This is a genomic window from Parasphingorhabdus sp., from assembly GCF_039982395.1.
Lineage (GTDB): Bacteria > Pseudomonadota > Alphaproteobacteria > Sphingomonadales > Sphingomonadaceae > Parasphingorhabdus.
This window is the reverse complement of sequence record NZ_JBDWYO010000006.1, coordinates 737,892-752,939: the sequence shown is the minus strand read 5'-3', so window position 1 is coordinate 752,939 and position 15,048 is coordinate 737,892. Positions and strand designations below refer to the sequence as shown.

The following is a 15,048-nucleotide window of genomic DNA, read 5'->3' as shown; positions in this document are numbered from 1 at the left end:
CCCTCGCGCACTTGTACATTGCAACTTAAGGAAGACTTCTCCATTTCAACGGCAATGGAAGAAGAAATCGCCAATGACCCCGTCGGTCGCCGATCCCGGTTTCGACTTTTCGGCGGGATTTTGCTTGTTCTGATTCTGCTGGCCCTGATTGTCCTTTGGATCAGTCGAACGACCCTGGCGGACAATGTCATCCAGTCGCAACTTGACGATATGGATGTCGCGGCCAGCTATGACCTCGATGATATTGGTCTGCGCAAGCAAGTCATTCGCAATCTTGTCATCGGTGATCCCGAACGACCGGATATGACGGCAGAACTGGTCGAAGTCGGCAACTCTCTGAGCTTGGGCGGCGTTGGCATCAACTGGATCAAGGCGAGTGGCGTGAAGCTGTTCGGGCGGTTGGAAAAGGACAAGCTTAGCTTTGGCGAGCTAGATAAATTCACGGATCCGGAGGACGATAGCCCACTTGCACTCCCTGATATTTGGTTAGACTTGTCTGATGCCAAGTTGCGCATCGATAGCGACTATGGCGCAATAGGCCTAACGCTTCAAGGGACCGGCGAGTTGCAAGACGGTTTCAAAGGAGAGGTTGCTGCGATTAGCAAAAAACTGGTCGCCGGTGGTTGTGCGCTGACGAAGCCGACCTTCTTCGGCAAGATTGCGATCCGCGACAAGAAGCCGCAATTGCAGGGGCCGCTGCGCATGCCAGGCGTTTCCTGCAAAAGACTTGACCTCACGGCAGAAGATTTTGCAGCCAGAGTTTCGGTCGACCTTGGCGAGGATCTTGCCAGCTGGTCCGGCAATATCGGCTTGATCGGGGGGCCATTGCGCTATGCCGACTATGCTAGTCAGGAAATCAAAGCATCATTGGATATTGTCGGAGACTTCAATCAGAGCAGCGGTGATTTGGATCTGACCGCCAGCGGCTTGCAATCCCCATATGGGCGCGCTGACCAATCGCGCATCAATGGCCCATTTTCGCTGGGCTATGGTGGTGCGCAGATGACCGCCAGTTTCGAAGGGCAGCCGGAAGTGCGAGGCGGCCGGGTTGCGCAAGGTATTTTGCAGCAGGCCAAAGGCCTATCGACATCGGCTGCCGGAACTCCCGTGGGGCCCATTGTCGCAAAACTGGCAAATGCGCTGCAATTGGCTGGTAACCAGCTGGACATATCCAGCGACATAAAATTTTCCCAAGGCGAAGAACAGACCACGCTTGAGCTGAAGGCACTAGCCGCCCGGTCGCGTTCCGGAGCCGCGTTAACGCTCAGCGATCCCTTGTTGCTGGCCTTTACCGACAAGAATGTCCGGATGCTGGCCGATGGCCACCTGTGGCTTGCTGGCGGAGGTTTTCCCAACACGACCCTTGTGCTGGACGACGGCAGCCTGTCGCGCGGATTTTCCGGACAGATCGAAATGGCCGCCTATCAGGCAGGTTCGGCCCAGTTGAAAATTCCGGCTATGGCTTTTTCTCCGACGCGGCAGGGCGGTACCAATATTGACGGACGGATCATCCTGACCGGTCCGCTCCAAGATGGACAGATCACCGGGTTACAGGTACCGGTCAGCGGAAATATCGGCCGCAATGGCGATTTCGCTCTGTTCCGCCAATGTGTCGACTTGCAGTTTGCCAGCCTGCGCACAGGGTCTTTGAACGCCGGACCTACCAGCACACGATTATGCCCCCGGGGAAATGCGATCGTCTCCAGCGGTCGGTCTGGCGTCAATGTTGCGGCCAATGCGCCCGGTCTCAATCTGGTTGGCGATATTGGCGGCACGCCGTTGATGATTTCAAGCAGTCTCTTCGGCTTTTCTTTAGCGAATGGTATTGAAGCGCAGAATGTTGCCGTCCGATTGGGAACGGCAGACAATATGACCAGCCTGGACATGGCTGTGCTGAACGCCGCCTTTGGCGGAGACCTGACCGGCCGGATCGAAGGCGGATCGGGAAAGGTTGCCAATGTTCCCTTGTTGATGGAAAAAATCGAGGGCGACTGGCGTTATGAAAATGGCGAATTTCTGGCGGATGCTAGTTTGCTGGTCCGGGATGAAGACCAGGTAGAGCGCTTCCGGCCGTTGATCAGCGATGATGTGAAACTGCGCTTTGATGGCAGTAACCTCATGGCGACCGGTTGGCTTCGTGAACCGAATTCTTTGGCCTCGGTTGCAACGATTGATATCATCCACACTTTGAACACAAGCGAGGGAAGGGCGCTGATTGATGTCCAGTCGTTGCTGTTCAACGAACGTCTCCAGCCGGAACAGCTCACTCCGCTGACGCTTGGTGTCATCGCCAATGTGCAGGGCGAAATTTCGGGCACTGGCCGGATTGACTGGGATGATTCCGAAGATGGTATCAAGAGCACAGGGACCTTCCGGACCAACGGGATGAGTCTCGCTGCTGCCTTTGGCCCGGTCACCGGCCTGTCAGGAGAGATTAGCTTTTCCGATTTGCTATCGCTGGAAACGGCCCCTGGTCAAAGCGTTACTCTATCCGAGGTCAACCCGGGTGTTGCTGTGTTCAATGGAAAAATCCGCTATCGCCTGCTTCCCGACTATCAAGTGGAGGTGGAAGGCGGAGAATGGCCCTTTGCCGGCGGCAAACTCTATCTAGAGCCGACCATATTGGATTTGAGTGAAGAGGCCGAACGCCGTCTGCAATTCACCGTCGAAGGCATTGATGCCGCCCAGTTCCTGACCCAGTTTGATTTTGAAAATATGACCGCAACCGGTGTTTTTGACGGCAAGTTGCCCATGGTCTTTGATCAGGATGGTGGCCGGATTGTCGGCGGATATCTGGTGGCGCGGGAGGGCGGCGGGTCTCTGGCCTATGTCGGCGCGCTCACATATGAAGATATGGGAGCGATGACCAATTTCGCCTTCAACGCGCTGAAATCGATCAAATATCGCAGTCTGACCATTGGTATGGATGGCGATATAGCCGGTGAGATCATCACCGAAGTAAAATTTGCTGGGCTACAGCAAGGCGATGATGCAAGCCGGAATTTCATCACCAAGCAGCTCGCCCGCATCCCTATGGAATTCAACGTCCGCATCCAGGCGCCCTTCATGCAATTGATGAGCAGCGCCCAATCCTATTATGAACCGGAACTGCTGGTTGGGCAGAATCTGCCAGCCTTGATGCGCGCGCAGGAAGCGCGGGCGAAGGAAGCGGTGAAGGCTCTAAAAGATAATGAATAGTCCATTCAGCCAAGGGAAAGCGACGATGCTTTATAAGACAAGGCAATTGACGGATCGTCCATATGATGCGATTCGTTGCAATATGAGGAGTTTAACCACCGCCGGCTTGATTTTGGGGCCATTGATAGCGCTGTCCGCCTGTGTGCAGGTGACTGCACCGGACAAACCGATTGTCATCAACCTCAATATCAACATCAAGCAGGAAGTGGTGTATCGGCTTGACGGCGATGCTAAGGACTTAATCAACGAGGAAGCGGATATTTTCTAATGTTAAATTTTGTAAAGAAAAACAAGGCTTTGACGATTTTGGGTGGCTTGACCCTGACCGCAGTGGTTGCCGCACCGGTGATGGCGCAGCGCAACCCCGCATATGCGGCAGCCCGGGCCTCCGGCGCCATTGGCGAGAAGCCTGATGGATATCTCGGCTATGTTAACGCCCCTTCACCTGCGATCAAAGCGCTGGTCGAAGACATTAATATCAAACGCAAGGCTGCCTATACCCGCAAGGCACAGGAAACCAATTCAACGGTCGAGCAATTTGCTTTCACCTCGGGTTGCAACCTAATCATGCGGACATCGGCTGGCGAGAAATATCAGACGCCGTCCGGCGGCTGGGAAACCCGCAGCGGATCCGCGCCAACACGCGATGCGCGCTGCCCTTGAGCAAGCACGGAACAGAAAAGAGGAAAGGGCGCGTCGATCTGGTTGATGCGCCCTTTTTTGTTCTGAAGTGGGGCGGTTGAGGTAGGGTCTGGTTCCCAATTGGCTGTGCTAGAGCGCCCTGCTTTCAGGCATCATTTCTATCAAGTAGTTCTTTCGAGAGAGTTGTTAGAGTTGCTGAAAACCTAGCGAAATCCTTGTCGATCTCAGGTGCTTTGTTGATATCATAGGCTGCGAATGTTGGCTCAGCTTTCAGCCCGAAGAAGGCGAAATTTATATGGACTGGAGCTAAAAGTTGATCAAGCGAACGACCTTCAAAGAGTGCTTGTTCTGGATCAGAAAACGCGGTCAATGGAGCATTCAACGTTACAGATAATAAGTAAGAACGACCGTGCATTGCGCCTCCCGATCCATATTGTTTCTCAGGGTCAGATCGACTGCGGCCGTCTCCTTTGGCAAGCCGTCCATCCATTCCTGCGGTGTAAACTTCATCAAGGTAACGTTTTAAGGGCCAAGGGAGGCCCATTGAGTTTAAAGGGAATTGAAGCAATATTAAATCTGCCCAAAGCTGATTTTCTACTTCTTCTTCTATGGTCCAAGCTTTGGCTGTTTCGACAAGCCGAAGTGGCCATCCCAGAGTCTCAAAATACGCCCTCGCTTGAGCCACAAAAGAGCCGTTCAATTTTCCAGGGGACGAAGGAAATGGCTGATGGCCATTGATCAGTAGAATATTTTTCATGCTGATAGCTAATCAGAAATCATTCTGACGGTCAAACACGGCAAACCGAGATACTCAGAGAATAAATCGCTTTATTGCGAGTGTCGGGATATCAATTTTTCCACATCAACACGGGCATCGAAGCAAACCTATGAAAGGCCCATAAATGGGTTGAGAGATGCCTGCCATGAAAGGCTAACATCTGCTTTTGCGGCTAAAGCGGCCGCTAGGTCCAATATTAGGCATAGCAATCGCGCGGAATTTTTAACATTGAAAGCAGAGACCAAGCTCAAGCAGCGCGCGTGATTTTCTTTGCGATTTCGTTGAAGAAATCGAGCAACTCTGCTTCCGGTTTTGCCTTTGCAAACAGGAAGCCTTGCATTTCATCGACGCCGGCATGTTTCAGAAAATTACGATGGGCAGCGGTCTCGACGCCTTCTGCCGTGACCTGGAGCCCCATAGCGTGCCCAAGCTGGATCACGGCTTGCACAATGGCGGTGGCTTCGGCATCGCTTTCCAGATTATGAAGGAAAGATCTGTCGATTTTTACCCGATCAACTTTGAAACTATGCAGCCGGCGAAGCGATGCGTAGCCGGTACCAAAGTCGGTGAGAGCGATTGAGAACCCTGCTTCACGCAATGTCTTCAGCGTTTGTGCCGTTTCAGGCGTTTCATCAAGCAGGATCGTCTCGGTGATCTCAAATTCGATACGCTTCGGTTCGACACCAGCAGCGAGAGCCTCCTTGATGACCCAGTCAGAGAAGCCTGCACCGTGCAATTGGGCAGGGGAGATATTGATCGCAACCCCCAGAACCGGCCAACGCGCGGCAAAGGCTAGTGCCGTGCGAATGACCCATTGCCCCAAAGGTATGATCAAACCGGTATCTTCGGCAATGTCGATGATGTGCGTTGGTGCGATATTGCCTAGCTCTGGGTGTTTCCAGCGGAGCAAGGATTCGACCGAACAACTGCTGCCTTGGCTATCAAGCTTGGGTTGATAGTGAAGTTCCAGTCCTGCACCCTCAGTCAAAATCGACCGCAGTTCAGCTTCTAGTTTCGTGCGTTCTCGCACCGTCGCTTCAATTTCTGAATTGAACAGTTTGAACGTGCCGCGTCCCGCCGCTTTGGCAGAATAGAGCGCCAGATCAGATTTGCGCATAAGCTCGCCGGGATCCCGGCCATGATCGGGTAACAACGCCACGCCCACGCTTGCACCCACTTGTGCGAAGCCGCCGGGGAGCATGAATTTCGTCTGGGTTGTACGAATGATGTTGAAGCAAGCGTCTTCCAACTCCTGTCGGGTTTCCGGTAGCTTCAGCAGCACCGCAAATTCATCTCCGCCAAAACGCGCAACAATGGCATCCTCTGGCACGGCTTGTTTCAGCCTTTGGCTAAATCCTTCAAGCAATGCATCGCCTGCCTGATGGCCAAGCGTGTCGTTGACGCGTTTGAACCGATCCAAGTCGATGAACAGCACTGCGCTCTTCTGATCCCGGGATATCGCCGAGACGAGACTCTGCTGGAAAACAGACCGGTTCATTAAGCCGGTTAGCAGATCATGGGTTGCTCCATATTCCACCGCCGCCTTCTCTTTCGAGAGAGATTGAACATTTTTCATCGTCATCAACGCGCCGCTCAGGGCGAAGCCAATACTGACGATCAAACCGGTGATGAGCAGGATTTGGACAGACGTATCAAGGCGCGTGTCCATGAGCGGAAAAATCAGCATGGCCGCAATATTCGAAATGTTGCCGATGATAATGGCGGTGAGGGATTGATAGATGAAACGCTGCGTATAGATGAGCTGCGCCGCCCAAATGACTAAGGCTATTTCGGTTGACCCCTCCACGCTGCTGATCCAGTAAAGAACGCCGAGCATGGTCCAACAGGGGACAGTGGCAAGGCCAGAAGCGATGTAATTCACTATCTGTCTGTTTGTCATTCTTCCGGAAAGCGAAGAACGCGTCGCCAACCATGTCCAAGCCTCGCAAACGAGCATCGTGGCCAGCCAAGCAAGGGCTGTCCTCGCGCCCAGCGGCGCAATGCTGAGCAGTCCCAGGATGGTGGCAATTCCTGATCTATAAGGGCCGATCCGATGCTGCACCGGGGCAACATCAATGACATCTAGATGAAGACGATCAAACAGCCGCATCAGTCTATGGACCCGGTAAATTCTGCGGCAACGGGGGCGATGAGCGCGCGGTCATCTTGGTTCCACGGATGGAAGCCGGGGAAGAACCAGGCCAGCCAACCTTTGGCCATAGCGCGAAGTGGGCCTGCTGGTCCGAACAGATATCGCAGTGTCCGTGCAGCCATGAACCAGCCTCTGAACCTGTCTTGAGCGAAGAGATTGCGCATGTTGAGGCCAATCACTTTACTGAACTGATAACTTGCCTCCATCATCGCAAAGGATCGAAAGGCCCAGCGTCTCAGGCGAGACCAGTCACGCGTGGCGAAAAGAAAAGTGTCAAAAGCGACCGCCTTATGTTCGATCTCTTCCAAAGCGTGCCAGCGCCACAATCGGCGCACGGAATAGGGCGTGTTTTCCAAATGGTGCGGCTTAGCGAGAAGTTCGCGTGCGAATAAGGCTGTGAAATGCTCCAACGCGATCGTCAGGCCAAGCTGGCGAATAGGGGAGCGCGTTTTGAAGCGTCCCAGTTCATGACGCACCCGTTCGTTCAAGATGCCGACATCATATCCTGCGCGCTTGATCTGGTCGTTAAACGCTGCATGTTCGGAGGAATGCATCGCCTCTTGCTTGATGAAATCCGCGATTTCTCTGGCAAGGCCGGAGGGAGCAAGCTTCCGATAAGGACGGACGCTGTCGATAAAGAAATTCTCTCCTTGCGGGAAGGTAATGGTGAGCGCGTTGAAAAATGCCGTAGCAATCGGATCACCACCCAAATACCAGCGGTCGTCTCCGATCGGCTTTGCCGCGATGTTAAGTTTGCGGACGGTAATTCCGGAATAGATTTTGGCAGGAAGATTCATCTTGGGATTCTAACGACCCAAAGCAATTTGATTGCGCGCACTTCTTACGCTTTGTGGCCTTGTTTTGATCAGCGCCAAATAATTCTCTTTGTCTCTTCCATTCATTGCAATCAGCTTCCTTCCCACATTCCTTCAGCAGGATTGAAGACGGAAAAAATGGGTCTCGTTTAAGAGGCTCTCTGCAACTGCCCTCATGAAGAACGGTAAAAGAATGGCTGTTTTGCAGGGACTTCTCTGCACGAATTCCACATTCTGAGATAATTTTACATTTGTATTTGACAGGCCGTGTTTTGCTTCTCTATTTAAGAATGAGAATCATTCGCATTAGCATTAAATCAGGAGTATATAGATGAAATCGAGTTTCCGGCCGCGGGGAATGGCATTCACGTGCAGCATTCTTGCTTTAAGTTTTTCCCAAGTGGCGATGGCTAACAGTGATGATCTTGCTGATATTGATGGGGAAATTATCACCGTTACTGCCACTCGGGCACCAGTAGATGTGGCGGATGCTCCAGCGACGGTGACCGTCATTGATCAAGAACAAATTTCCGACGAACTGGCGACGGATGTTCGCGATATTGTGCGGTTTGAACCCGGTGTCTCGGTTCGCCGGGCGCCCGCGCGTTTTGGCGCTGCGCTTGGTACAACCGGAAGAGCAGGGAATGAAGATTTTAACATTCGCGGCATTGGTGGCAACCGTGTTTTGATCCAGGTTGATGGCATCCGCACTCCCCAGGGCTTCAGCTTCGGGGCTCAACAGGTTGGCCGTGGCAATGCGACCGATGTCGGATTGATAAAATCGGTGGAAATCCTGCGCGGACCCGCTTCGGCGCTTTACGGCAGCGATGGTCTGTCAGGTGCGGTCAGTTTCATTACCTCGGATCCAGTCGATTTCATCAGAGAGGGGAATAGTTTCGGCGGCTTTGTCCGGGCACAATATAGCTCTGCTGATCAGGAATTCGCCGAAACGGTTGCTCTCGCAGGACAGACCGACGATTTTTCAGCGATGCTCGCTTATTCCCGTCGTGATTTTGAAGAGCTGGACAATCAAGGCACAATCGACACGAACGATGCAAGTCGCACCGCGCCGAATCCGCAGGATGGTGAGTCTAATGCATTGCTTGGCAAGCTTGTGTGGAACAATGGTTCACACAAGCTACGCCTGACCGGTGAATATCTCCAGCGCGAGATATCTTCCGACGTCCTGTCAGGGCGCGGACCTGTTTTCCTATTCGGCCCGACACCAAGCTGGATCGTCGATAACTTGACCGCAGACGATCAGACCAAGCGCGTCCGCGCATCAATTGATTATACCTATGACGCTGGTGCAAATGGTTCGGGACTTATCGATTATGCCCATCTTGCTGCCTATTGGCAGGATGGCAAGGACCAGCAATTTGCTCTGGAAGAGCGCACATCGACCAGCGCAACTCCGCGTCCAGATCGAGAAAGATTGAACACATTTGACAATGAAGTTTTTGGTGCCGTTGCCGACTTCCGTTCTTCATTCGATACGGGCTCTATCAAACATGTGCTAACTTTTGGTGGTGACATTAGCAAGACCCAGCAGGCAGGTTTGCGGGACGGCACGGAACCGCCCTTCGGAGAGGTTTTTCCAACCCGCGCTTTTCCCAAAACCGACTTTACGCTTGGTGGTTTCTATCTGGGAGATGCGATTGAAATTGCTGACGGAACCTTCACTTTATATCCGGCCATTCGCTATGATTTCTACGATCTGAACCCAACCAGCGATCCATTGCTGCCGAATTTTCTTCCGAGCGGTCAAAACGGTTCAAAATTGTCTCCCAAATTGGGCGCCGTCGCCAGATTCGGAGATGTCCGCCTGTTCGCCAACTATGCGCGGGGATTTAGGGCCCCCACACCCAGCCAGGTCAATAATTTCTTCGAAAATTTGGCATTTGGCTACACATCTGCAGCCAATCCGGACCTAGGACCGGAAACCAGCGATAGTTTCGAGGCGGGTATTCGTTATGCGACCGACGAGATAAGCCTCATTCTGACGGCATATACTGCGGACTATTCCGACTTTATCAGTCAGGAGCAGGTGGGTGGAAGTTTCACACCCGGCGATCCGGCTATATTCCAGTTCGTCAATCTTGATGATGTGACCGTCAAAGGTGTGGAAGCGAAGGCCAGCTACGAGGCCGCAAACGGTTTCCGAGCCCGGTTTGCAATTGCCTTTGCTGATGGGACCGTAAATTCGCCCAATAGTCCGTCTGCTTCCTTGTCTACGATCGATCCTCTCAACGCTATATTGGGTGTCGGCTATCGTGAGCCTACAGGCGCTTTTGGTGGCGAAGTGATCCTGAGCTACAATGCGCGCAAGGAAGCGAATGAGACTTTGGGCGTGTGCACGGCGGCTTGCTTCCGTCCGCAAGAATCCGCGATCATCGATGCGACGGCTTTTGTGAGGGTTACGGAATATGCCAAAATCCGAGCCGGTATATTCAACATAACCAACAAGAAATACGCGCTGTGGAGCGACGTCAGGGGACTGGCAGCCACGTCGACCATTACCGATGCTTTTACCCAACCAGGTCGCAATGCCAGTGTGTCACTGAGCCTGTCATTCTAAAAATAGAGGGAGTAACCACCATGAAATTGAAACAAAAAGCGCAATTGAGCGCAGCATTGCTGGCACTGTCATTTGCCACTTCACCTGCCTTGGCAATGAGCGATCAGAATCCGATGGCCGTCGCCGAAACACAATCTTCCTTCGAGCAAGATCGTGCAGATATTTTGGCTATGGCCGGGGACTATAAGGTCAAATTCGATATGGCGGAAACCACGTCATGGCGTGCGGATTACGAGCCCCTGAAGGCTAAAATATCCGGAGGCCACGAAAGCGTGCGCATCATCAAGGACACGGGCACCGAAATAGTCTTGCAACATCTTCTGGTGGCAGAGCATGCAGGCAAAACATTCGTGATCAAACATTGGCGCCAAGACTGGGTCTATGAACCGGCAAAAGTGCTGGTCTATGCAGAAGCTGGCGCATGGGTGAACAAGGATGTCGCGCCGTCAGAACGCAAGGGCAGTTGGTCACAGACCGTTTGGCAGGTCGATGACAGCCCGCGCTACGGTGGATTGGGACAGTGGAAAACTGTCAACGGGCTCCGCAGTTGGACTAGCGATTGGACGTCCCGGCCGCTGGCCCGCCGGGATGCGGTGCGGAACCCGGTCTATGATCATTATCAAGCGATCAACCGCCACCAGCCTATGCCGGGTGGCTGGATCCACTGGCAAGACAATCTCAAGATGAAGACGGTTGATGGCAAGGCCGTGCCCTATGTCCAGGAATCCGTGCTTAACACCTATAAAAAATTCGATGGATATACGGTCAGCGCGGCAGATGAATATTGGACGAAAACCGAGGCTTATTGGGAAGAAGTGCGAAGTCTCTGGGATGCCGTGATTGCCGCCAAGGGCGGCGTGAGCGTTGAAGAAGAGGCGCAGACCGGGACCGTTATCAGTGCGCGGCTTTTGGCTATGGGTACAGAGATTTCCGAAGGAAAATTGTCGGAGGCTGCTGCGGTGAAAGAAGCCCGATCCCTGATCAACGGTGCAACGGCAAAACGTCCGGTCAAAACAGCAGCGAAACGCAATGTAACCTCGGCCGATTATTGATGAGCAAAGCTAAAGCCCGGAACCTGCTGATATTGGTGCATCTGTTTCTTGCCGCCTTTCTGGCGCCCTCGTTTCTCATGGTCGGTATCACGGGCGCGATGAAGCTCGCGGATATCGATCCTGAGATCGAGAATATCGACTTGATATTGCCTGCCGATACGAAGCTCAACCCCGAAAGCGCCACGTTAAAGCGCGATATCGGTGAGGTTTTGGCAGCCCAGAATATTTATCTGGATATTGAAAGCGTGCGAAGCCGCGATGGAAAAATGACAACCCGGCCAACCTCGCGGACTTTTGCACGGATCAACCAGACGACAGAGGGCCTCAAGGCATCCTTGCACAAGCCAGGCTTCCAATATGCTATGATGGAATTGCACAAGGGCCACGGTCCGGCGCTCTTTAAAACCTATCAATTGATCGCTGGCATTGCCCTGTTTTTTGTCATATTTGGCGGACTGATCGTGGGACTGCTGGCAAAGCCATATCGTCGCAAAACCTTGCTGTCCTTGGCGTTCGGAACAATGGTGTTCGTGGCTCTTGGGTTTGCAGCGTGATGCAAGAGGGAGTATGCTAGCTTAAGGCGACACCTTCGATAGTAATCCGGTTCAGATAGCGCCGATGACCCTGATAGTCATTGAGCGCATAATGCCAAGTCGAGCGATTGTCCCACATGGCCAGATCTCCAGCGCGCCACTGATGGCGATGGTGAAAGCGTTCCTGCATTATATGCGCGTATAGTTCTTCAAGCAGGGCCTTGCTTTCTTCCGGTTCGACATCGACAATTTCCAGCGTGAAGCCGGGGTTGACATAGAGGCCTTTCACCCCGGTTTCGGGATGGGCGAGGACCACTGGATGAACCGCTGTCTGCCCGGCTTGATCGGCATTGGTGTAACGGTCACCAATCGCTTTGCGATACTCGCTTTCTTCACCGAAAATATGCGCATTGCCATGGCGGGCCTTCAGGTTTTTGATTTTGTCTTTCATGCCATCGTCAAGCCCGTCATAGGCGGCGGCCATTCCGGCAAACAACGTGTCGCCTCCGCTTGGCGGTATTTCCAGCGCGTAGAGGATAGATCCCATTGCCGGTGCTTCATCATAGCTGTGATCGGTATGCCAACCGCCGCCGATATTGAGCTCCTGATCGGGTTCCTTCAACACTTCGGCTATTTCCGGATAGCCTTCGCGCCGCTTGAAAAAGCGGTTGAAATCGATCGCACCCCAGCGTTCGGCAAAGGCGATATGCTCTTCGGGGGTGAGCTTCTGGTCGCGGAAGAACAATGTACCGTGATCATGAAAGGCTTGGCGAACATCAGCAAATTCGCCGTCGGTCAGTGCGGTGACATCAACATCTTCGACAATGGCGCCGACCGCCGTGCTGGCTTTTGAAATTTGCATGATATCTCTCCATTATCCCGTTCTCTCCGGAACGAATTTTGTGATAGTGTAGCAGCGAATTTGAAATTTAGGAGTCTTTCAATGGCCAATCAGAACCGCACCAACGACTTGAACCGCCGTCAGATGCTTACCGCCACAGCAACAGCGGGTGCGCTGTTGTCCGCGGGACCAGCCATGGCTGCTGCTGATGCCAAAATCGATCTGGCCGGCAAGTCTATTTTGATTACCGGATGCTCCTCTGGCTTTGGTTATTTGGGTGCGGAGATCTATGCCGCTTATGGTGCAAAAGTATTCGCCACAATGCGGAATCTGCCTCGGTCAGAAGCGGCGGCCCTGGCCAAGGTTGCAGAAGAAGGTGGGTTAGACATAACGATCCTCGCGCTGGACGTACTCTCTGATGAGTCTGTTACCAAAGCGGTTGCCGAAGCCGAGCGCCTTAACGGCGGCGCACTAGATGTGATCATCAACAATGCAGGTGTCGGCACCGGAGCGCCGGTGGAGTTGCAAGATATCGAAGCGATGCAACTGCTGTTTGAAACCAATGTCATGGGGCCGCAACGGGTCGCGCGTGCTGCGCTTCCTGCGATGCGGGAGAAGAAATCGGGGTTGATCATCAACATTTCATCCCAGCTTGGCCGGGTCATGGTGCCGGGAATGGGGCTCTATAGCTCAACCAAATTTGCGCTGGAGTCGATGAGCGAGCAAATGGCTTATGAGCTAGTGCCGCATGGCATTGACGTGACCATTGTTCAGCCAGGCGGTTTTCCAACCAAGATTTGGAAAAATGGCAATCAATATACAGCGCCGATGCTCGATCGCGCCAGCGAGGAGCGCAAGGCCGCTTATCCGGAATTGGTAGCAGGGGCGCTACGCAACGGTGGTGGCTCAACCAATCCAAAAGATGTGCCAAACGAAATTGCCGCCCTAATTGCCAAGTCCCCGGGCACAAGACAGCTGCGGCTTCCCGTTCATCCCCGCGGCAAACCGCAAGTCGGTATCAATGAAGTCAGCGCCAAGACACAGGTCGCGATGCTGGGGAATTCGCCCTTCGGCCCATGGGTCAAGGATGTGAACGGGCGCAGTTAGGAATTCTGCCCGGCGTCCTGTTTCCGGATCCAGATCAACGGCAGCAACAGGAATAGCAGGAAGGCGAAGTTGGACAGGGCGTTTAGTGGAGCGCCGCCCGCAATGGATGCGCCGCTGTCGACCACGAACCAGACCAGCAATGCCGCAATAGATGCGCGGATGGTGACTTTGTCCCCCCGTTCAATTGCTGGTGCGGTGATCATATAGAGCATGACCATGAAGCCGGCAAATACCCCGCCGGCGATAGCAAAACCAACTCTTGCTTCGGGCGTGGCGATACCGCTGACGCCTTCCGAACCGGGGATGATTATGGCCAGAAACCGACTCAAGATACCGGTTGGATCCTGCATGGCGCCTGTGGCGAAAAGCAATGCGGACAAGAGCGACATAATGGCTGCGAAACGCATGAACTTGGCTGCGGTTGTGGGTGACATTTCTATTCTCCTTCAATTGCAAATCGCGTTAGACAAGCGCCCGGTAAGGAAAACAATTACCTCATAGGTAAGTGCATGCCTTTGGCGTAGCTGTCATGAGAGCATGAATGGCTTGAGCAGGAGAATATTATGATATCGGAATTTGGCAGCATCCTGAAAGACTGGCGCAAGGTCCGGCGCTTTAGCCAACTCGATCTCAGCCTCGAAGCGGAGATGTCCACGCGGCATCTTAGTTTTCTCGAATCCGGTCGCGCCAACCCTAGTCGCGAAATGGTCATGCGCTTGTCCGATGCGCTGCAATTGCCAAGGCCCGCCACCAACCAGGCGCTCAACGCCGCCGGCTTTGCCCCCGTCTATCCCAGCCTGCCGGACAACGCGCCTGAACTGGCTCCGGTTCATCAGGCGATCGATACTATGCTGGATCATCACGATCCCTATCCAGGGGTCGCGGTCGACCGGCACTGGAATGTCGTGAAGTCCAACCAGGGCGCACAGATGCTGCTCGCGCTGGCCAGTCCGGATGGCACTGCCAATATGATGGATATATTGATGAACAGTGCCGGCCTTGATTTGATCGAAAATTGGGATGAAGTGGCGGTGCTCTCTTTGACCCGATTGCGCACAGAAATTCTCGAGCTGGGCGGGGATGAGAAATTGTCGGCTCTGATGCAACGGCTTGCCAGCCACGAACGGGTTAAGTCTATCGATATGAGCACGATCAATCTCAATCAGGCGGTCATCCCGACGATTTTGAAATTTGGGGAAACGCGATTGTCCCTATTTTCGACGATCGCCCAATTTGGGTCGGTGCAAGATACGAGAGCGGGTGAAACCAAAATCGAAATGATGTTTCCGATGGATCAGGAAACGGTTCAGTTTTTCGAAAGATAGCTTCCTGCAGAGGGCTTTGCTAAGCTA

General features: G+C 53.3%; 13 protein-coding genes. 8 read left to right on the top strand and 5 right to left on the bottom strand.

What is annotated here, in order from left to right; genetic code table 11:
• The first annotated feature begins 54 nt into the window (after positions 1-54).
• The 3 genes from ABJV08_RS13740 to ABJV08_RS13730 are packed head-to-tail and all read left to right on the top strand — an operon-like array spanning position 55 to position 3,861.
• Entirely contained in the window at positions 55-3,198 is a 3,144-nt protein-coding gene (locus ABJV08_RS13740; protein WP_348039690.1) for a YdbH domain-containing protein, read from the top strand.
• Positions 3,191-3,466: a YnbE family lipoprotein gene (locus ABJV08_RS13735; RefSeq protein ID WP_348039691.1), complete on the top strand. Its 276-nt coding sequence runs from the start codon at positions 3,191-3,193 to the stop codon at positions 3,464-3,466. The genes ABJV08_RS13740 and ABJV08_RS13735 overlap by 8 nt, the downstream gene beginning before the upstream one ends.
• Entirely contained in the window at positions 3,466-3,861 is a 396-nt protein-coding gene (locus ABJV08_RS13730) for a YdbL family protein (RefSeq protein WP_348039692.1), read from the top strand. The genes ABJV08_RS13735 and ABJV08_RS13730 overlap by 1 nt, the downstream gene beginning before the upstream one ends.
• A 124-nt stretch (positions 3,862-3,985) precedes the next feature.
• Here the strand turns inward: ABJV08_RS13730 and ABJV08_RS13725 are convergent, their stop codons facing one another.
• From ABJV08_RS13725 to ABJV08_RS13715, 3 genes are all read right to left on the bottom strand, one after another.
• Positions 3,986-4,597 carry an NAD(P)H-dependent oxidoreductase gene (locus ABJV08_RS13725; RefSeq protein WP_348039693.1) on the bottom strand — a complete coding sequence of 204 codons (612 nt, stop codon included), beginning with the start codon at positions 4,595-4,597 and terminating at the stop codon, positions 3,986-3,988.
• A gap of 268 nt (positions 4,598-4,865) precedes the next feature.
• Positions 4,866-6,455 (bottom strand): EAL domain-containing protein, encoded by a 1,590-nt coding sequence (locus tag ABJV08_RS13720; protein WP_348115389.1) that lies wholly within the window; start codon positions 6,453-6,455, stop codon positions 4,866-4,868.
• 272 nt (positions 6,456-6,727) lie between these two features.
• Complete coding sequence (locus ABJV08_RS13715; RefSeq protein ID WP_348039695.1) at positions 6,728-7,567, bottom strand: metal-dependent hydrolase; 840 nt, start codon at positions 7,565-7,567, stop codon at positions 6,728-6,730.
• A gap of 349 nt (positions 7,568-7,916) precedes the next feature.
• Here ABJV08_RS13715 and ABJV08_RS13710 point away from each other — a divergent pair, with 349 nt between their 5' ends.
• The 3 genes from ABJV08_RS13710 to ABJV08_RS13700 are packed head-to-tail and all read left to right on the top strand — an operon-like array spanning position 7,917 to position 11,769.
• Positions 7,917-10,163 (top strand): TonB-dependent hemoglobin/transferrin/lactoferrin family receptor, encoded by a 2,247-nt coding sequence (locus ABJV08_RS13710; protein WP_348052462.1) that lies wholly within the window; start codon positions 7,917-7,919, stop codon positions 10,161-10,163.
• A 20-nt stretch (positions 10,164-10,183) separates the two neighbouring features.
• Complete coding sequence (locus ABJV08_RS13705) at positions 10,184-11,215, top strand: DUF6607 family protein (protein ID WP_348039697.1); 1,032 nt, start codon at positions 10,184-10,186, stop codon at positions 11,213-11,215.
• Positions 11,215-11,769 (top strand): hypothetical protein, encoded by a 555-nt coding sequence (locus ABJV08_RS13700; protein WP_348039698.1) that lies wholly within the window; start codon positions 11,215-11,217, stop codon positions 11,767-11,769. The genes ABJV08_RS13705 and ABJV08_RS13700 overlap by 1 nt, the downstream gene beginning before the upstream one ends.
• A 16-nt stretch (positions 11,770-11,785) precedes the next feature.
• Here the strand turns inward: ABJV08_RS13700 and ABJV08_RS13695 are convergent, their stop codons facing one another.
• The gene (locus ABJV08_RS13695; protein ID WP_348039699.1) at positions 11,786-12,610 is read right to left on the bottom strand and encodes a TauD/TfdA family dioxygenase; all 825 of its coding nucleotides are present in this window, start codon (positions 12,608-12,610) and stop codon (positions 11,786-11,788) included.
• A gap of 81 nt (positions 12,611-12,691) precedes the next feature.
• Here ABJV08_RS13695 and ABJV08_RS13690 point away from each other — a divergent pair, with 81 nt between their 5' ends.
• Positions 12,692-13,696, top strand: a complete 1,005-nt coding sequence (locus ABJV08_RS13690; protein ID WP_348039700.1) for an SDR family oxidoreductase — start codon at positions 12,692-12,694, stop codon at positions 13,694-13,696.
• Here ABJV08_RS13690 and ABJV08_RS13685 read toward each other — a convergent pair.
• Positions 13,693-14,130 carry a hypothetical protein gene (locus ABJV08_RS13685; protein WP_348039701.1) on the bottom strand — a complete coding sequence of 146 codons (438 nt, stop codon included), beginning with the start codon at positions 14,128-14,130 and terminating at the stop codon, positions 13,693-13,695. The genes ABJV08_RS13690 and ABJV08_RS13685 overlap by 4 nt on opposite strands.
• Positions 14,131-14,259: 129 nt before the next feature.
• On the opposite strand from ABJV08_RS13685, the gene ABJV08_RS13680 reads away from it, so the two are divergent.
• The gene (locus tag ABJV08_RS13680; protein WP_348039702.1) at positions 14,260-15,021 is read left to right on the top strand and encodes a helix-turn-helix transcriptional regulator; all 762 of its coding nucleotides are present in this window, start codon (positions 14,260-14,262) and stop codon (positions 15,019-15,021) included.
• Positions 15,022-15,048 lie beyond the last annotated feature (27 nt).